This is a genomic window from Microbulbifer regidiadema (SeqCode) (assembly GCF_052467605.1).
The window spans coordinates 3,927,501-3,946,465 of record NZ_CP174316.1 but is presented as its reverse complement, the minus strand read 5'-3'; the positions used below and the strand labels follow the sequence as shown (position 1 = coordinate 3,946,465).

Sequence of the window (18,965 nt, the reverse complement as noted above, 5' to 3'; positions counted from 1 at the left end):
AAATGAGGTAACTTTCTCGTGAAAATTAACAGGTACTTTCTTGCCGGCTCAATAGCCTGGCTAACGGCAGCCAGTGCTGTCGCTCAACCCAATCCCAACTCGGGGTTTAGCAACAACCAACCTTCGGTTAGGGAAGTACCTGTTCGCAACAACAACGGAGGAAGTTGGCAGAACAACAACTCAACAAATTCACAAAACACTACAAATAACTCGACAAATAACTCGACAAATAACTCGACAAATAACTCGACAAATAACCCGACAAATCCCGCAACCAATACCACTGAGGAGCAAAACTCAGCAACCGCGACTACCGATGAGACAAACAATCCGTCGGCAAACAGTGAAGACACTGCCACTGAAGCGAATACAGGCAGCAGCACAAATAATTCCAGTAATTCTGACAGCGGGGAAAATAACCCCAGCAATTCTGGCGGCGGGGAAGATTTAGAAAGTGCCGCTCCCGGCACAACCTGGATTGTCAACTCAACGGGCGAACGCGCCCCCTATATTTACGAAAGCAACAGTAACCAGCAAGTTCTGGTCAATGTGCAAGAGGTTGAGTCTGTAACTCTTGCCGGAAAAGAATATACCCGTATCTCCGCTAGCGGCATCCCCGATTATCAAATTGAGATAACCCAGGAAATATTAACCGCACTGATCAGCCGCCCCAAAGCCTCGACAGATTTTGTCAATGGCTACCCCCAGGTACAGACCGGCGAGGTTGTCAGCTTTGGTCAGGACATTGGTTATCGCAGTAATTCCAGCTGTGGCTCCGAGGCGGGTTATGGCTTCTGGCCCCCCGGTCCCGTCTGCCCGGAAAACGTCTCCCATGTAGGCTATATCCCGGCTGAGCCCGAGGCATCCACAGAAACTTGTGAAACCACCCTCGGGGTACAGGGTTACTGGGTGAACGGTACCTCTATCTACCAGTGGGGCGACGGACAGTCTGTCAATAACACCTGGCACACCCTGGCGCCCATGGCAGAAGTTTACGATGTCGACATTTGTGGCGGCCATGCAGCCAACGGCGATTACCACCACCACTTTTACAGTAGTTGCCTGGCGGAAATTGCCGGCGACACTGCCGATGGTCACTCGCCTATCTACGGCTACACCGCCGATGGCTACGCAATTTATGGGCCCTGGGAGGACACCGGCGTGTTGGCCAAAAGCAGCTGGGCAATCCGCGACTACGACAACCCCCGTTCAGAAACCGGCTGTGGTATTGCCGGCCAGCGCAACTGTCTGTTAGTCGATGAGTACAATGTCGATCGCGGCGTTACCACTACTAACAACATAGGCCCCGCAACCAGCGGCAGCTACACCTCTCTATCTGGCAACCAGTTTGACACTCCGGCAGGTTTTTTCTACGAGGATTACTACTGGGATGCAAACCTGAGCGCACGGGGTGGCGAATACCTGGATCAGTTCAATGGGCACACCGATAGCGAGAGAGGCTATCACTATCACCTGACGGTAACCGAAGACAGTAGCGGCCAATTGACTCCAGCGTTCCCGTTCACATTTGGACCGCGCTTTGCCGGAAAATTGGATGGGCAAACGATTGTCAATCGCTGTACAACCACCGTTGGCGGCTAATTCATAGACAAACTTGGGAGTGAGAATTCAATGAACATGCACAGGTTCTTTATCGCCGGAGTTTTCGCCGGTATTGTTTCAGCTGCGATGGCCGCACAGGCGGCACAGCCAAATCCCCATGCGGGCCACAACGGCGATCAACACCCGGTGATAGAGATCCCCGTGCATATTGCCGCTCCCAGGATCGAACTGGATATAAGCCGCGACAATATGTCCGGCTATAACCTGCATATTGACTACGACCGCTTTGAGCTGGAATCCCCTCGCTTTGCCAATGACGACTCTGAACAGTTCCTGGAGGGACACGCCCACCTCTATATCAATGGGGAGAAGATCCAGCGACTTTATGGCCCGGATTTACATATTCCTGGAAAATGGCTAAAGCCCGGCTTTAACCAGGTCACGGTGACCCTCAATGCCCACGATCACAGCACCTGGAGTCGCGGTGGCAAGCGGATATTGGCAACGTTATTTTTGCAGCAGGATAAAAAAGAATTGGTACTCCACCGCTTTTCAACCTCACCTATCAAGGGAAGCAAAGAAGTTGCCAAAGTTAGCGTCCCAAACCGCCAGTTAAAATAGTGCAACCCTCGGAGAGAGCCTTTGAGCTTATATCGGGAAGAAATTATTGCTGACCGGAAAATTTTCAAGGCTCCTTCCGCTTATCCAGTAAAAGTCGTTATTTTTATTTGAAGCAATCAGCGGGCGAATCCCCCGGCGAGATACAGCGCACAAATTTGCAAATTTTTTAACTGCATAGAGAAGATAAAATCTAGCTAGCCCTCCATCCACATTTCATTCACTTTTCTGCGCTAGGTTCGGGCCGATATCCCTCCTTTTATGCCACGGTGCGATATGAAAATAATGAAAAATTTTGACCGGAATGGCCAGCCGATTCTCTCTTATACGCTAGCGTTGCTAATGTCTCTCGGAGCTCTACAGGGATGCAGTAGTGGCTCCTCCTCTGATAGCGATGAGGATGACTCCTCTGAAACCACCTCTGATGACTCAGACTCCAGCACCGATACCGGTGTCTGGATTGTGAATAGCGATGACGAGCGCGCGCCTTATATTTACGAAAGTAACAGCAATGAACAGGTTCTGGTCAATGTCCAGAGCGTAGCAACAGCAACCATTGACGGCAAAGAATACACCGTTGTCTCCGCAACCGGCGTGCCCGATTACGAAATTGAAATTACCCAGAGTATTCTCGACGCCCTGCTCGAACGCCCCAAAGCCTCCTCGGATTTCGAGAGCGGCAGCCCCACGGTCGGTGTCGGCGATATTGTCAGCTTCGGGCAGGATATTGGCTACGCAAATATCGGCACCTGTGATGTCGATGCCGGCTACGGATTCTGGCCCCCCGGACTCGTTTGCCCGGAAAATATCTCCCATGTCGGATATTTTCCTATAGAGCCCGAACCCGCGACAGAGGACTGTGCAACCGGGCTCGGCGTACAGGGTTACTGGGTAAACGGCGTCTCTATTTATGACTGGGGAGATGGCCAATCGGTAAATGGCACCTGGCAAACCCTGGCCCCCGTCGCAGAAATCTATGACGTTGATATCTGTGGCGGGCATGCCGCCAACGGCGATTATCACCACCACTTTTACAGCGACTGCCTCGCTGACCTTGTCGGTGATAGCGGCGATGACCACTCCCCAATCTACGGCTATACCGCCGATGGTTACGCTATCTACGGCCCCTGGGAAAGCGAGGGGGAGCTCGCGGAGAGCAGCTGGGCTATACGCGACTATGACGACCCCACCTCTGCAAGCGGTTGCGGTATCGCCGGCGAGAGAAGCTGCCTATTGGTGGATGAATACGACCTCTCCCTGGGCGTTGTAACAACCTCCAATACCGGCCCGACGACAAGTGACTCTTATACGTCCCTGTCCAGCAATGAATTTACAACCACGGCCGGCTTTTTCTACGAGGACTATTACTGGGATGAAGACCTGACTAACCAAGGGGGGGTGTATTTGGACCAGCATAACGGCCACTCCGATGACGAGCGCGGATACCACTACCACCTGACCGTAAGCGTCGATGATGACGGCGAGCTGGTCCCCGCCTTCCCCTACACATTTGGCCCCCGCTTTTATGGCAAGCTAGATGATCAAACTATTATCAATGAGTGCTCGACACGCTAATCCGGTCGTGCACTGGCACTTGTCAGCCAAATCCCTTGATTGAGGCCTCTAAAGCCGCAGTAGCCACTGCGGCTCCCTCCCTCAGGGGCCACAGATATCAGCGCACAAAATACAGCCGTGCCACCCTACAGACAGAGAGCTGCTGTATCCCGGGTTATGCACCGGCAGCTAAATGCTAAATACTGAGAGGCAGGGCTCTAAGCCCGAGAGCAAGACTACGATGAAAATACTTCGCCGCCTGATTATAGGCGCTATTATCTGCGCACTGAGCAACGCCGCCACAGCACAACAAGGTCACCATGCGGGCCATAACGGCGACCAGCACCCCATTGTCGAGATCCCTTTGCACCGCGCCGCCCCTCGCATTGAGCTAGATATTCGCCGCGATACTATGTCCGGTTATAACCTGCATATCGACTGCGACCGGTTCGAATTGGAATCCCCTCGCTACGCCGATGCTGCCTCAGCGAAATTTCTCGAAGGCCACGCCCATCTCTATATCAACGGCAAGAAAATACAGCGGATATATGGTCCAGATCTACACCTGCCCGACAAGTTATTTAAACCGGGCTTCAATCAGATTACCGTTACCCTTAACGCCCATGACCACAGCACTTGGAGCCGGGCAGGAAAGAGAATTCTTGCAACCCTGTTTATCCGGCTCGACAGACCCGAGCTAATACTGCACCGCTTTTCCACCTCCCCGCTAGCGCCCGATACAGGCAGCGATAAACCCAGCTAGCAGCAGCGGACAAACACCTACAGAAACCCACTCCCTTTGACACTCTCAGGGCATGGAAGCCCCGCAAGCCGCTCGGGACAGCCAAGAGCTGCCCTGCCCGCTCGCAGCCCTATTGCGCGGCTTCTGCGCGTTAAAAGATTGCTCTGATATTTGCAGTAAGTGTAGGCTTAATCTGTTGGCCAGCACTCTCTGCGCACAGGCACAGCAATACGCACCTGAGCTCACTGTGGACACAGACTACTGAAATCTAAGCTATCGGTTATGTCGCTAAATATTCGCTATAAACTCAGCCTCGCTTTCTTACTGACGACAGCCATTACCGTTGGCGGAATGTTCGTATTCTTTCAGTGGAGCTTTAAGCACGGCTTTACGAACTATATCCAGTCCCAAGAACTGCGCGAAGTGGGCGACCTGGTGGACGAATTACAGAGCATCTACGCCCGCGAGGGCAGCTGGAAGTCCCTGCGTGGCAATGGCGCTCTCTGGCAGAATCTGCACAGGCAACTGATGCCCAGCTATTTCGAGAGAACGCCACCCCCACATCTCCCGCCGCCGGGGATAAGAGGCCCCCACCACCGGCCGGAACCCCCGCCTGAACACGGCGGAGATAAGTCTCTCAGCAGCCGCCTGGCCCTATTGGACCAAGAGAAAAAGTCGCTGATTGGGCGCTACTCAAAGCCTGAAAATATGGCCATGCAACCTCTGCAGGTAAACGGGGAAACCGTTGGCTACCTGGCCATCAACCCATTACCGGTACTCGATGATGAACTGGCAGCAGGCTTTGTTCGCGAGCAATCGCAAACCTTCACACTGATTTCTATTGCCACCTTTATTCTGGCCCTGGCCATTGCCCTGCCCCTGGCCTGGCAACTGGTAAGGCCTATCCGCAAGCTGACCGAAGCCACATCGCAGCTGACATCAGGCAATTTCAAAACCCGTATCGATATAGAGCAGAGAGATGAGCTGGGCCAATTAAGTGCTGACTTCAATCGCCTCGCCGCGACCCTGGAGGCCAACGAACACGCGCGCAACCGCTGGATGGCCGATATTTCACATGAATTGCGCACCCCTCTGGCGGTACTCAAAGGGCAGATTGAGGCCATTCAGGATGGCATTAGATCAGCTTCCCCAGAGAACCTGCGTATACTGCACAGCAAAGTCCAGCAATTGAGTCGACTGATCGATGATCTCTATGAGCTGTCGCTCTCCGACGCTGGAGCGCTGAGTTACTGCAAGACCGATATCTCCCTGGTCAAAATTCTGCGCAGTATTGTCGAAGACTTTGATATTCCACTTGCACAGAAGGGCATTCGCTTAAGTAGCGATCTGCAACTGGCAGAAGATAAACTGATCTACGCAGATGAAGCGCGGCTCAACCAGTTATTTAGCAACCTGTTAACCAACAGCCTGCGCTACACCGATAGCGGAGGACAACTTAAAATCGCCGCGCGCTGTGAGGCTCAAACCGCCATTATCACTTTGGCCGATTCCGCCCCCGGTGTTGCCAGCGCCGATATACCGCACCTGTTCGAGCGCCTGTATCGGGCAGACAGCTCACGCAGTCGGGAAACCGGCGGCGCGGGTTTGGGGCTGTCAATTTGCCAAAATATTGTAACAGCGCACGAGGGTAGTATTTCTGCAACTCCGTCCACCCTCGGCGGTCTTGAGATAAGTATTTTTTTACCCCTAAGCCAAAGGATTAAATGGTAGGAAGTTATGAGCGCCAAAATACTAATAGTCGAAGATGAAACCGAGCTTGCGCACCTACTACTGGACTATCTTCACGCTGCCAACTACCAAGCCGAGATCATTTCTGACGGCAATCAGGTCATTCCCAAAGTGGAAACCATGAAGCCGGATTTAATCCTTCTCGACTTGATGCTACCCGGGAAGCACGGGATGGAAATTTGCGAGGAAATTCGCCAGCAAGGCAACGATACTCCAATCATTATTATGACGGCACAGATTGAGGAATCGGATCGTTTGCGCGGCCTTGAGTCCGGTGCCGACGACTACGTTTGTAAACCCTATAGCCCGAGAGAGCTTGTCGCCCGGGTAAAGGCGGTCTTGCGGCGCCTCCCGCAAAAGGATGCCGGCGCAAGTAGCGGCATCGAACTAGATAGAAATACCGGACAGCTGCGCATCGGGGGCAAAGACGCCAACCTCACGGCACTGGAATTCCACTTGTTCGACCTGCTCTACAGTGAGCCCGGCCGAATTTTCTCCCGCGAACAAATAATGGATCGTATCTATTCCGATTACCGCGTGATCAGTGATCGCACCATTGACAGCCATATCAAAAAGGTTCGCAAGAAAATATCGGTCCTTATGCCGCAAAAAGAATTAATTCACTCCGTTTACGGTGCCGGCTATAAATTTGAGATCAATTAAAATTAAGGCACCCCTGAATAATTCTGTGATGCCTCTGACGCTCAGCGGCTCCGGCGACGATTTGGGGGCGCACAGCCCCCAGTCTTGATATTACAAGGCCTCAGTAGCCCGTTTTACCCACTCCGCCGTTTTCTCGTTAACCAGCGGCACAATCTCTTCTCGCACCCTCTGGTGATAATCGTTCAGCCAGGTCCGCTCAGCTTCGGTAAGTAGTGTTATATCGATTAGATTGCGATCAATCGGTGCCAAAGTGAGCTCTTCAAATTCGAGAAAACCGGGATAATCATCACTCTTTTTCACAAAAACCAAGTTTTCAATACGAATACCGTACTGGCCTGTGAGGTAAAAACCCGGCTCATTTGACACAATCATCCCCGGCTGTAGCGGAACGCCAGTTGTCACCTTGCCTATCCGTTGCGGCCCCTCGTGGACACTCAAGAAGCTGCCGACACCGTGGCCTGTTCCGTGGGCATAGTCCAACCCCACATCCCACAGTGCGCGGCGGGCAATCGCATCAATCTGCTCGCCACAGGTCCCCCGGGGAAATCGCAAGGTCGCGATTGCAATATGCCCCTTTAAAACTCGGGTAAAATTTTCTTTGGCCGAGGGTGGAAACTCACCCAGCGCAACCGTCCGAGTAATATCGGTAGTGCCATCTGGATACTGGCCGCCGGAATCGCACAGGTACACGCCCTGCGCCTGCATGGACAAACTGGATTGCGGGCTGACTCGATAGTGCACAATAGCGCCATTCGGACCGTAGCCGGAAATTGTCTCAAAGCTGTTGCCCTGAAATCCCTCGCGGGCCTCCCGTTTACTGCGCAATAGTTTTACCGCTGACAGCTCATCAAATTGCCCTGTGGCAACCTGCTCGGGTATCTCCGCCAGGAACTCACATACTGCGGCACCATCTCTTTGATGGGCAGCCTGGCTGCCCGCCAATTCAACTGCATTCTTGCAGGCCTTGGCTTCGCTAACCGGGTCGCCCTCCAACAAAAGCTCAATATCCAGTGCACGCAACTGCTGTAGGCTCCAGCAATTACTGATCAGCGGATCTACCCATATTTTATCGACACAGCGGCGCCGAATATTTGCAAATAACTCCGCCTTATCCACGACCAGGGTAACGTCCTTGCCCAAGTGTTCGAGCAGCGCATCCCCCACGGCGCCCTCCGCCAAATAGAGAGTCGCGCTGCCATCCCGGTACAGTACCCCCTGGGCCAGAGCTACGGGTAAGTGCGGGACATCTTCTCCACGGATATTAAAAAGCCAAGCGCAGCTTTCGGGGTTTGGCAGCCACAGGGCATCGGCCCGCTTTTCTGCCAGGCAACTGGCAATCCTCTGGCGCTTATCTTTGGAGTGCTCACCGGTAAAGGGGAGAGGGTGCGGGCGGGCTCGCCCGCAGGGCGGCGCGGGGCGATCCTGCCAAATGGCATCAATCGGACTCTGCACCAATGGCTGCAATAGAATATCCCGCTCTGCCAGCCGTCTCCTGATCAAGGCCAACCCCGGCTCGGTGTGCAATCGCGGGTCATACCCCAGTGACTGACCGGCATCTAACTGACTGCTAAGCCACTCTATGATCGCCGTCTGGCTGAGGCTCATCAATTCAATGGGCTGGTCGCCGAGCTGCTGTTGTGCCTGTAGGGTATAGCGCCCATCGACAAATAATGCCGCTTCCCGGCTACCCACTGCGGCCATTCCGGCAGATCCGGTAAAGCCGGTGAGCCAGGGTAGCCGCTCATCTGCCGCAGGCACACTTTCATTCTGATACTCATCGGCACGGGGTATCAAAAAAGCATCGACCCCCTGTCGCTGCAACTCTTCGCGCAATGCCTGTAAACGCTCCCGGCTCATAACCTCTCCCCTTTATTGACTAAACTTGCGACTGCACCACCCAGAGCCATTTCAAGGACCTGTAGTCGCGCTAGATTAAACCCAACTGAGTTTGAATAACTTATCCCAGTTGTGCCAGCGCCGCAGGCAGCCGAGCCCATTGGCACAACCCCATTTATCCAGCGGGCGCTGAGTCTAATTTTGCAGTATACCCCAGCCTCAGGGCGGCGCCTGCTGATAGGATTCAGCGCTCTCGCCACCTCAATAAAGAGCAGTAGTAACTGGCCCAAAAATTTGGCCACAGGACAGTGAGACACAACAGTCTGTGGCCTACCCTGATATAGCTGCAATAACAAGGAGAGGGCAAAATAAACAACCGTGTCCTTCAGTAACCTACACCCTAGCACCATAAATATTCGATGCTTTTCATATTCCCAAGGGGCATCGTATTACTGCGACTATTCATCTATAAAAAAATAAACCCATCACTATTACTACTCGCTATTGCGTAAAATGAACCAAAATTCAACCCGCAACGAACTAAAAAATGAGCTGAAAAAGTTCAAGCTGGTTAAGATTGGAAGGAGGGGAAAACCGTGATTAAAGGGCATTACTCCAGCAAAAACTAAAGTTTGCACTATCACTGCTAAAGTCGCACAATTTTTGGATAATGAAACGAAGTGCAAACTATTTTTCAATAGCTACACATCGAAGTACCAAGTAGCCATAACCTTTGGTCAATTGAAGATGTAGATAAATGGAAGTATCAAGCTTCACACCTTGAAACTGTATAACAGCTATTCACTCCACTTGGCGATGGCGATCTCATCACCCTCGCCAAGGGCTAATTCCTGATTTAATCGTCAATATTAAATCTTATTTGATATTCTCCAGTAAATGCATTCTGGACCAAAACATCAGAACTACACTTAGACGAGGGGGTCGCCCCTATTGAGAATCTATAGGTACTGCCTATCTGGATAATTGACCAATTGAACCTACATGATTGATAGGTTAAAACCCCAGCATCTACCGAACCGCTAGTTGTTGAAGTGTGAGAGGTAGAACTGTTTGCAGTTGCTGGACTCGGAAATGCAGGCGAAATGATGCCAGTTGTATTTGTTCCATCAATAAGAGAATTATCGGAAGAAGTGTTATTTTTCAGCTCTATACTTGTTGATAGTGTAGCAGCCAGGGTAGGTACAGAATGAGCCACGGAGACAAGCAATACTGCGGTAAGAAAAAAATTTCGCTTAACTTCCATTGTCAGAACTCCTTAAAAACATTAGAAAATTTACAGTTAAAGACTTTCAATAAGTCAGGTGTAATTTCAACTCGCAACATCACCCGCTGTCAACAATCCAATTATTATGCATAGCACTAAGTACTCAAAATAACCAACGAAATATTGACGAGGGGATCAATTCAAGAGTTCTCCGTGTATACAGCCGAGTCCGAGCTTCTAAAGGATTTTCTGCTATCGATCTATTAGTATCGACAGAATAAACTAGACAAAACTCATAAATTACCAGGCAAGACAATATTAGATATCACCCTTAAAGAATAAAATTATATTGCTAAGATCTGTGCTATTACGACTTATAGGAAGGGAAACTGATCCGGCGATATTTTGAATTTAAACAAACGTATAAAAAGACTTCCATTGGGCCCCAAATTTCTTTCGGAAATTTTATTTCTCAAGAAACTTTGGGTCATCTACACAAGGGACTGGAAGTCAGTATTACCAATACAATTATTGCAGCAGCAAAAATTCTTGGACAAGGTGGTCCTCAATCACTAACCTCCTACACTAGTTGTAGAGGAATCCTAGCTACTCACTGTAGCCTCCCAAGGTTGATTCGGGGAGGTCTCAGGCTAAAATCTGACCAATAGGTCATGATTTCCTTTTGGGCACACAGTGGCCCCCTATCTCCCCCAGAAGTGACTCGAATGGCATAGAATACCCCGACCAGATACCATCTATCAGTCACCGCTCAAGAGCAAAACCAAAGGTCATTTTGCTATAATGCCGCCTTTCAGGTTCGGCCTTGGGGTATATTTCATTATGTGTACACAGGGCGTACACAGATAAGGTTAAATCTAAGTGAACAAAGATTTTTCTCAACAATTTCAAAGACGTAGAACTTTCGCCATTATTTCCCACCCGGACGCCGGTAAAACTACCGTGACCGAAAAGCTGCTTTTGTTCGGAAATGCCATTCAGCAGGCGGGCTCGGTAAAGGGAAAAAAAGGCCCCCATGCGCGCTCCGATTGGATGACTATGGAGCAGGAGCGCGGTATCTCTGTTACCTCCTCCGTGATGCAGTTTCCCTACAAAGAGCGGACGGTAAACCTGCTGGACACCCCCGGGCACGAAGACTTCTCTGAAGATACTTACCGGGTACTCACCGCTGTTGACTCAGCCCTGATGGTGATTGACGGTGCCAAAGGCGTGGAAGACCGCACCATCAAATTGATGAATGTGTGCCGCCTGCGAACCACACCGATTCTCTCGTTTATCAACAAGCTCGACCGGGATATTCGCGATCCGATCGAAGTGATGGACGAGATCGAAGAAGTACTCAATATCCAGGCCGCCCCCATCAACTGGCCTCTCAGTTCCGGTAAAGATTTCAAAGGGGTCTACAACCTCTATACCGATACCATCCATGTGTTCTCCCAGGGCCAGGGCCACAGAATTCCCGATGATATTCAAATTAAAGGCCTGGACTCCGCTGAAGCTGACGCCCTGCTCGGCGAATACGCCGAAGATATTCGCGACGAAATTGAATTGGTTCGCGGAGCCACTCACGAGTTTGATCTGGAAGCTTATCTTGCCGGCAAGTTGACGCCAGTCTTTTTTGGTACGGCCTTGGGTAATTTTGGCGTAAGGGAAATGCTCGATGGTTTCGTTGAGTGGGCGCCCTCACCTCAGTCGCGGGAAACCAAAGAGAGAAAAGTAGAACCCAGCGAAGATAAGTTCTCCGGTTTTGTATTTAAAATCCAAGCGAATATGGACCCCAAACACCGCGATAGAATTGCCTTTATGCGCGTCTGCTCAGGCACTTACAATCGCGGCATGAAAATGAAGCATGTTCGTATTGGCAAGGATGTAAAAATTGCCGATGCCGTAACTTTTATGGCGGGTGACCGCACCCATGTGGAAGAGGCAATTGCCGGCGATATTATCGGCTTGCACAACCACGGTACCATTCAGATCGGCGATACCTTTACCGAAGGCGAAACCCTAAAATTTACCGGTATTCCCAATTTCGCCCCGGAACTGTTCCGCCGTATACGGTTAAAAGATCCGCTAAAATTAAAGCAATTACAGAAAGGGCTTCAGCAGCTTTCTGAAGAGGGATCCACCCAGGTATTTTTCCCCCTGGACAATAACGACATTATCGTCGGTGCGGTTGGGGTACTACAGTTCGAGGTAGTCGCCTACCGACTAAAAGACGAGTACAAAGTAGAGGCCATCTACGAAAACGTCAATGTGAATACCGCGCGCTGGGTGGATAGTGAAAGTGCCAAAGAACTGGATAACTTCAAGCGCAAGGCCAGTACCAACTTGGCACTCGATGGCAGTGGGCACCTGACCTACCTGGCACCGACACGCGTTAATTTACAGCTGGCAGAAGAGCGTTACCCGGATATTCGTTTTTATGCCACGCGAGAACACTAGAGGCGCAAGGTCAAACAGCTTGACTGTAACCTTAGTGTCGCAGCAGTAACAAAGAGGCAAGTAATGAGCCAGTTTGTAAAAATACCTACGGAAATACCATCTGAAGTACCTCGCCTGGGCAATCGCATCACTAAAGCTATCGGCAAGTTGATGATCAAGATTCTCGGCTGGCGGATGGATGGAGAAGTTCCTCCAGAGAGAAAAGTGATGGTGGCTTTGGCCCCTCACACATCCAACTGGGACTTTGTGGTTGCCATGCCATTTATTTTGGCACTGGGTATTAAAATTTCCTGGCTCATGAAAAAGGAAGCTTTTTTCTTCCCGTTCAAACGGCTGTTTATATGGCTTGGCGGCGTCCCTACCGATAGGCGCGCCGCTGGCAATATCGCGTTACAAGTGGCCTCGAGTTATCGGGAAAATGAAAAAATGTGGGTGGGAATTACTCCAGAGGGAACCCGCAAAAAAGTAGGGCGCTGGAAAAGTGGCTTTTTAAGGATTTCCTATGCCGCCGAGATCCCCATTTTGCTTGTTGCCTGGGACTTCCCCAACAAGCGTCTCTGCATTGACTCCCTGTATCAGCCCACCGGGGATCTGGAGCAGGATATGACCGAGATTCAAAAGCGCTTTAGCAAATATCAGGGCTACCATCACGATGGTCAAACTACTCTCGAAGGGGGTAACCAGTCCAGTCGTGATACAGCTAAGTAGTGAGCTTTCTACTTATACCTATCTGATACTAACGGCAATCGCCTTTAGCGCCGGCTTTGTCAGCGCCATTGCCGGGGGAGGGGGTATCATCACCCTCCCCGCCTTGCTCTGGGCCGGCATTCCCCCGCTCGATGCCCTCGGTACCAATAAATTTCAAAGCGTCTTTGGCACCCTGTCATCGACTGTCAACTTCCTGCAAAAAGGCCAGCTGAATTTGCGCCCCCTCTGGCCAGGGCTGATTGCCGCCGTTATCGGCTCCTGCCTGGGGACTTTTACCGTTACATCTCTGGGGGAGGCCGGCCTCAATACAATCCTGCCGATTCTACTTATAGTCATCGCCCTCTACTTTGTCCTATCTCCGCGAATTTCTGACATTGACTCAAAACCCAGAATCAGTAACTTTACCTTTAACTGGACTGTTGGAGCTGGGCTCGGCTTTTATGGTGGCTTCTTTGGCCCCGGAATGGGATCTATCTGTACCGCCGCCTTCGCAGCCCTACTCGGCTACAATATGCGCACGGCTACGGCGTCAACGAAACCCATTGTGCTCGCTACCAATGTAACCTCTATGCTTATTTTTATTGCAGGGGGGCATATATCTCTATTGCTTGCAGTCACTATGTCTTTCGCCCAAGTTGTGGGAGCGCGACTCGGCTCTAACCTCGTCATCGCCAGAGGGGCGAGTATTATCAAGCCTGTCATTATTGTTGCCACTATTGCTGTGGCCATAAAACTGTTAATGGAGGAGTGAAACTGTGACCTGGCTGGCAACGCTCTTTCTCTCTTTTATTGCCTTTGCCATTGTTATCTGGGTCCTGATGCACCTGCGCAGCCCCAAGTTCCGCATGGATCGGGGCAGTTTTATTCAGGGCCTTGAGGATGTAATTACCGGGCAGGCCAGCGATATGGAGTGGCGGGCACTCCTCGCCTACCCGATGCGACACGATCCAAAACTCGAAGAGATGCGACAGCGCTGCCTCAGTATTGAAGACAGCGAATATACAGGCGAACCACCCTATTTATTTACACAGAAAGGCCTGCAAAAGTTGCGTGAAATTCGCGAGCAACTGATTGCGGCCTCAGCCAATAATGAGCCAAAAGCTTAAGACCGAAGAGTATTCACAAAGGATAAACCGATGTTGAAACCATTGCTTTCCCTAACCGGGGGACTGATCACCACCATGGCACTGGGTATAGCCCAGGCGGCCCCACTGCCCCAGGAAGACCTCTCCGTGGCGGAAGTACTGCGTGATCGGGCACTGGAAAGCTCCGACGCCTACAGTATTGTCGAGTCACTGACGGTTGAGGTTGGACCTCGGCGGGCGGGCACTGAGGGCGACCAGAGAGCCGTTGCCTGGGCGCAGGAAAAAATGCAGGCGTTTGGCTTTGATCGGGTCTATACCGAACAGATTGAGGTACCCCGCTGGGTTCGGGGCCATGCGCACGCCGAAGTGGTAGCGCCTTTTCCCCAGCCATTGGTGGTTTCCTCGCTCGGCTATGGCGCCGCCACCCCTGAGGGCGGGTTAACCGCAGAAATCATCGCGTTTCCCGATGTGGAGGCTCTGTTAAAAGCGCCAGCCCGCCAAGTAAAAGGCAAGATCGCTTTTATTAATAAACGCATGGAGAGAGCCCGCACAGGGGAGGGCTATGGCCCTGCGGCACAGGGGCGGAAACTGGGCATGCGCGCAGCGGCTGAAAAAGGAGCCGCAGCCATGCTGTTGCGCTCAGTAGGGACCGACTCTGATCGCTTCGCCCACACCGGTATGATGTCTATCAGTGGAGTAGAAAACCCCGTTCCCGCACTCGCACTTTCAGCACCTGATGCAAACTTACTTGAAGCCATGCTCAAACGCGGCAAGCCCGTCCAGGTAAAACTCGATGTAGAGACAGAGCGCCTGAATGACGGTCCCTCTTTTAATGTTATCGGCGAGATCACCGGCCGTGAGAAGCCGGAAGAGGTGATGATTATCGGTGCACATCTGGACTCCTGGGACGAGGGCACCGGTGCCCTCGACGATGGGGCCGGTGTTGCCATTGTGATGGAAACCGCACGTCTAATTGCCCAGCTGCCACAGCGCCCCCGCCGTACACTGCGAGTGGTCCTCTTTGGCGCAGAAGAAATTGGACTGGTGGGGGCTAAACAATATGTTGAGGCCCATGCAGATGAACTGGACAATATTGTTGCCATCTCCGAGTCCGACTTTGGCGCAGGAAAAATCTGGCGCTTTGATACACGTCTACCGGAAAGCAAATTTGATATTGCCGACCAAATAATGCAGCTCCTCGCACCACTGGGCATTGAACGCGGTAATAACAAGTCTTACGGTGGCCCGGATAGCAGTGTCTTTGTTACACGTGGTGTTCCAGCTTTCGGCCTCTATCAGGATGGTAGTGATTACTTTGATTATCACCATACGCCCAACGATACCCTCGACAAAGTCGATCCCGAAAATCTTCGCCAGAATGTTGCGGCTTGGGTAGTGATGTCTTTCCTAGCCACAGAGATGGAAGAGGACCTCGGCCGGGTACCTAGTGCCGCTCAGTAAATTGTTAATTTATTGAATATTCTAAAGCCCCACCCTGTGGGGCTTTTTTATTTCCAATAGTTTCTTTCCAGCAAATACTGGCGTACCAATCAGCCCCAGTAATCCACAGCTTTGTCCTCCATTACTCTGTTAATAACTGATGTCCGTTTTATGGCGCCTTTGTTACCAACAGAAACCATGGATAGACTTGTGTATAACTCGGGGATATCCCCTGCCAGCCCCGTGTTTCCTTGGCTGCACGGGAGGCGGGTAAAAAAGCAGCACTTTTTGCGTAGATTTCCACAGCCCTGTGTTACTAACAGAAAGTCTGGATAGACTTGTGTATAACTTGAATAAATCGCCTACAGGCCCCGTGGTTACAGGGGATCAGCGCACAGATTAAAAAATCACCAATATTTTTAATTGCTAAATTAAATTTTTGCCCGGAGTGGCATTAGTATTTTTCTGGTTTTTGCGTGGATTATTTTTGCCGGGTCTTTTTGTCAGAGCGCCGAGAAACTTGCCGGAGAAGGGACGTAAACCGCTATTTTTATAGGTTTATTTCTTCAGAGAGACGCGGGTAATTTGTGCATCGCTATTTTTAGCTTTTGTTTTTTATTTTTACGCGACTTTTTGAATAAAAATCAGAATGTAAAAATTTCGATTTATTTTTCTGGCCTTTGCCAAAAAAGCCAGCGCAGTAAAAATTAGCTTTTTAATTATTTTTATAAGCTGTCGGGTGTACCCAACCTACACTGTATGGCGAGCAGTGCTCGCCACCCTGCGGGCGCCTTCGGCGTACCAAGCTGGCACCTTCGGTGCACCGCTTGTCACATGGCAGCGCAGGCGCTGCGAGGTAGTAAAAATATTGATCGGGATTTTTTCCAGGCATAAAAAAAGGGCCACCCTATTGGGTGGCCCTTTTCGGATTAGAAGCCTGACGATGACCTACTCTCACATGGGGAAACCCCACACTACCATCGGCGATGTTGCGTTTCACTTCTGAGTTCGGCAAGGGATCAGGTGGTTCCACAACTCTATGGTCGTCAGGCAAACTGGCTTGGGTTGGCGTTGGTCTTATAAGCAATCTGCTTGGCCTGCCGCGTTATCGCTGTTTGCCTCGGTCATTATTGACCGGCGATAACCCCAAATAAGTCGGTAAAACAATCTGTAGTAATACACCGCAAGCGATTATTGTGTGTCTTTCATTCCACAATCCGCTAGCTTAGCTAGTCGTTAGTAACCATCTCTGTTGTATGGTCAAGCCGCACGGGCAATTAGTACTGGTTAGCTCAACGCCTCACAACGCTTCCACACCCAGCCTATCAACGTGGTAGTCTTCCACGGCCCTTCAGGAGGCTCAAGGCCTCAGGGAGATCTTATCTTGAAGGAGGCTTCCCGCTTAGATGCTTTCAGCGGTTATCCCGTCCGAACATAGCTACCCGGCAATGCCACTGGCGTGACAACCGGAACACCAGAGGTTCGTTCACTCCGGTCCTCTCGTACTAGGAGCAACTCTTCTCAAATCTCCAACGCCCACGGCAGATAGGGACCGAACTGTCTCACGACGTTCTAAACCCAGCTCGCGTACCACTTTAAATGGCGAACAGCCATACCCTTGGGACCGGCTTCAGCCCCAGGATGTGATGAGCCGACATCGAGGTGCCAAACACCGCCGTCGATGTGAACTCTTGGGCGGTATCAGCCTGTTATCCCCGGAGTACCTTTTATCCGTTGAGCGATGGCCCTTCCATACAGAACCACCGGATCACTATGACCTACTTTCGTACCTGCTCGACATGTCTGTCTCGCAGTCAAGCGCACTTATACCATTATGCTCATTGCATGATTTCCGACCATGCTGAGTGCACCTTCGTACTCCTCCGTTACTCTTTGGGAGGAGACCGCCCCAGTCAAACTACCCACCATACACTGTCCTCGATCCGGATAACGGACCAGAGTTAGAACCTCAAACATACCAGGGTGGTATTTCAAGGACGGCTCCACAGTAACTAGCGTTACTGCTTCAAAGCCTCCCACCTATCCTACACAAGTAGGCTCAAAGTTCAGTGCAAAGCTGTAGTAAAGGTTCACGGGGTCTTTCCGTCTAGCCGCGGGTACACTGCATCTTAACAGCGATTTCAATTTCACTGAGTCTCTGGTGGAGACAGCGTGGCCATCGTTACGCCATTCGTGCAGGTCGGAACTTACCCGACAAGGAATTTCGCTACCTTAGGACCGTTATAGTTACGGCCGCCGTTTACCGGGGCTTCGATCAAGAGCTTCGCCGAAGCTAACCCCATCAATTAACCTTCCGGCACCGGGCAGGCGTCACACCGTATACGTCCTCTTACGAGTTTGCACAGTGCTATGTTTTTAATAAACAGTCGCAGCCACCTGGTCACTTCGACCGGCCTCAGCTTAGGGAGCAAGTCCCATCACCAAAACCGGCGTACCTTCTCCCGAAGTTACGGTACCATTTTGCCTAGTTCCTTCACCAGAGTTCTCTCAAGCGCCTTGGTATTCTCTACCTGACCACCTGTGTCGGTTTAGAGTACGATTCACTATTACCTGAAGCTTAGAAGTTTTTCCTGGAAGCAGGGCATCAACCACTTCACCCACTAAGTGGGCTTCGTCATCAGCTCTCAGCCTTCTCATTAAAGAGTATGACCCGGATTTGCCTAAGTCATAAGCCTACAACCTTAAACATGGACAACCAATCGCCATGCCGGCCTAGCCTTCTCCGTCACTCCGTCGCAGTAATAGCGAGTACAGGAATATTAACCTGTTTCCCATCGACTACGGCTTTCGCCCTCGCCTTAGGGGTCGACTAACCCTGTCCCGATTAGCGTTGGACAGGAACCCTTGGTCTTCCGGCGGGGAGGTTTTTCACCTCCCTTATCGTTACTCATGTCAGCATTCGCACTTGTGATACCTCCAGCAGACCTCTCGATCCACCTTCAACGGCTTACACAACGCTCCTCTACCATGCTAATAAATTAGCATCCGCAGCTTCGGTTATCAGTTTGAGCCCCGGTATATCTTCCGCGCAGGCCGACTCGACTAGTGAGCTATTACGCTTTCTTTAAAGGATGGCTGCTTCTAAGCCAACCTCCTAGCTGTCTGGGCCTTCCCACATCGTTTCCCACTTAACTGATATTTGGGACCTTAGCTGGCGGTCTGGGTTGTTTCCCTTTCCACGACGGACGTTAGCACCCGCCGTGTGTCTCCCGCGATTGCACTCCTCGGTATTCGGAGTTTGCATGGGGTTGGTAAGTCGGGATGACCCCCTAGCCCAAACAGTGCTCTACCCCCGAGGGTG

The 18,965-nt window shown here is 51.2% G+C and carries 13 protein-coding genes and 2 rRNA genes (1 of these 15 only partly in view); 11 read left to right on the top strand and 4 right to left on the bottom strand.

The genetic code is table 11. From position 1 onward, the window contains the following. Positions 1 to 18: 18 nt before the first annotated feature. The 6 genes from ACJJIF_RS17860 to ACJJIF_RS17835 all read left to right on the top strand — a co-directional run bounded on the left by ACJJIF_RS17860 (position 19) and on the right by ACJJIF_RS17835 (position 6,889). Positions 19 to 1,602 (top strand): YHYH protein, encoded by a 1,584-nt coding sequence (locus ACJJIF_RS17860; protein WP_444929634.1) that lies wholly within the window; start codon positions 19 to 21, stop codon positions 1,600 to 1,602. Positions 1,603 to 1,632: 30 nt separating this feature from the next. Next, the gene (locus ACJJIF_RS17855; protein ID WP_444929633.1) at positions 1,633 to 2,184 is read left to right on the top strand and encodes a hypothetical protein; all 552 of its coding nucleotides are present in this window, start codon (positions 1,633 to 1,635) and stop codon (positions 2,182 to 2,184) included. Positions 2,185 to 2,523: 339 nt separating this feature from the next. Further along, positions 2,524 to 3,756, top strand: a complete 1,233-nt coding sequence (locus ACJJIF_RS17850) for a YHYH protein (protein WP_444929632.1) — start codon at positions 2,524 to 2,526, stop codon at positions 3,754 to 3,756. 220 nt (positions 3,757 to 3,976) lie between these two features. Then, the gene (locus ACJJIF_RS17845; RefSeq protein WP_444929631.1) at positions 3,977 to 4,498 is read left to right on the top strand and encodes a hypothetical protein; all 522 of its coding nucleotides are present in this window, start codon (positions 3,977 to 3,979) and stop codon (positions 4,496 to 4,498) included. 261 nt (positions 4,499 to 4,759) lie between these two features. After that, positions 4,760 to 6,208 (top strand): ATP-binding protein, encoded by a 1,449-nt coding sequence (locus tag ACJJIF_RS17840; protein ID WP_444929630.1) that lies wholly within the window; start codon positions 4,760 to 4,762, stop codon positions 6,206 to 6,208. Between the two features lie 6 nt (positions 6,209 to 6,214). After that, a complete protein-coding gene (locus tag ACJJIF_RS17835) occupies positions 6,215 to 6,889 on the top strand; it encodes a response regulator (protein WP_444929629.1) in 675 nt (224 codons plus the stop codon). Between the two features lie 90 nt (positions 6,890 to 6,979). On the opposite strand, the gene ACJJIF_RS17830 is transcribed toward ACJJIF_RS17835, so the two are convergent. Both ACJJIF_RS17830 and ACJJIF_RS17825 read right to left on the bottom strand, forming a co-directional pair. Then, the gene (locus tag ACJJIF_RS17830) at positions 6,980 to 8,746 is read right to left on the bottom strand and encodes an aminopeptidase P family protein (protein ID WP_444929628.1); all 1,767 of its coding nucleotides are present in this window, start codon (positions 8,744 to 8,746) and stop codon (positions 6,980 to 6,982) included. A gap of 835 nt (positions 8,747 to 9,581) precedes the next feature. Further along, positions 9,582 to 9,989 carry a hypothetical protein gene (locus ACJJIF_RS17825; RefSeq protein WP_444929627.1) on the bottom strand — a complete coding sequence of 136 codons (408 nt, stop codon included), beginning with the start codon at positions 9,987 to 9,989 and terminating at the stop codon, positions 9,582 to 9,584. Positions 9,990 to 10,829: 840 nt separating this feature from the next. Between ACJJIF_RS17825 and ACJJIF_RS17820 the strand changes: the two genes are divergently transcribed. From ACJJIF_RS17820 to ACJJIF_RS17800, 5 genes are all read left to right on the top strand, one after another. Next, a complete protein-coding gene (locus ACJJIF_RS17820; protein WP_444929626.1) occupies positions 10,830 to 12,410 on the top strand; it encodes a peptide chain release factor 3 in 1,581 nt (526 codons plus the stop codon). Between the two features lie 63 nt (positions 12,411 to 12,473). Further along, positions 12,474 to 13,118, top strand: a complete 645-nt coding sequence (locus tag ACJJIF_RS17815; protein WP_444929625.1) for a 1-acyl-sn-glycerol-3-phosphate acyltransferase — start codon at positions 12,474 to 12,476, stop codon at positions 13,116 to 13,118. Then, complete coding sequence (locus tag ACJJIF_RS17810; protein WP_444929624.1) at positions 13,102 to 13,869, top strand: TSUP family transporter; 768 nt, start codon at positions 13,102 to 13,104, stop codon at positions 13,867 to 13,869. Before ACJJIF_RS17815 ends, ACJJIF_RS17810 begins: the two co-directional genes overlap by 17 nt. Positions 13,870 to 13,873: 4 nt before the next feature. After that, complete coding sequence (locus ACJJIF_RS17805) at positions 13,874 to 14,224, top strand: hypothetical protein (protein ID WP_444929623.1); 351 nt, start codon at positions 13,874 to 13,876, stop codon at positions 14,222 to 14,224. A 30-nt stretch (positions 14,225 to 14,254) separates the two neighbouring features. Continuing rightward, positions 14,255 to 15,664, top strand: a complete 1,410-nt coding sequence (locus tag ACJJIF_RS17800) for a M20/M25/M40 family metallo-hydrolase (RefSeq protein WP_444929622.1) — start codon at positions 14,255 to 14,257, stop codon at positions 15,662 to 15,664. Positions 15,665 to 16,578: 914 nt separating this feature from the next. Here ACJJIF_RS17800 and rrf read toward each other — a convergent pair. Together rrf and ACJJIF_RS17790 are read right to left on the bottom strand one after the other, a co-directional pair. Next, a 5S ribosomal RNA gene (gene rrf / locus ACJJIF_RS17795) occupies positions 16,579 to 16,694 on the bottom strand. A 205-nt stretch (positions 16,695 to 16,899) separates the two neighbouring features. Beyond that, a 23S ribosomal RNA gene (locus ACJJIF_RS17790) occupies positions 16,900 to 18,965 on the bottom strand; it runs 830 nt beyond the window's last position.

What these genes read in the sequence shown, in the direction of transcription:
- ACJJIF_RS17855 (WP_444929633.1), top strand. Translation starts at nt 1,633, where the DNA reads ATGAACATGCACAGGTTCTTTATCGCCGGAGTTTTCGCCGGTATTGTT.
- ACJJIF_RS17845 (WP_444929631.1), top strand. Translation starts at nt 3,977, where the DNA reads ATGAAAATACTTCGCCGCCTGATTATAGGCGCTATTATCTGCGCACTG.
- ACJJIF_RS17815 (WP_444929625.1), top strand. Translation starts at nt 12,474, where the DNA reads ATGAGCCAGTTTGTAAAAATACCTACGGAAATACCATCTGAAGTACCT.
- ACJJIF_RS17850 (WP_444929632.1), top strand. Translation starts at nt 2,524, where the DNA reads ATGTCTCTCGGAGCTCTACAGGGATGCAGTAGTGGCTCCTCCTCTGAT.
- ACJJIF_RS17840 (WP_444929630.1), top strand. Translation starts at nt 4,760, where the DNA reads ATGTCGCTAAATATTCGCTATAAACTCAGCCTCGCTTTCTTACTGACG.
- ACJJIF_RS17800 (WP_444929622.1), top strand. Translation starts at nt 14,255, where the DNA reads ATGTTGAAACCATTGCTTTCCCTAACCGGGGGACTGATCACCACCATG.
- ACJJIF_RS17825 (WP_444929627.1), bottom strand. Translation starts at nt 9,989, where the DNA reads ATGGAAGTTAAGCGAAATTTTTTTCTTACCGCAGTATTGCTTGTCTCC.
- ACJJIF_RS17835 (WP_444929629.1), top strand. Translation starts at nt 6,215, where the DNA reads ATGAGCGCCAAAATACTAATAGTCGAAGATGAAACCGAGCTTGCGCAC.
- ACJJIF_RS17830 (WP_444929628.1), bottom strand. Translation starts at nt 8,746, where the DNA reads ATGAGCCGGGAGCGTTTACAGGCATTGCGCGAAGAGTTGCAGCGACAG.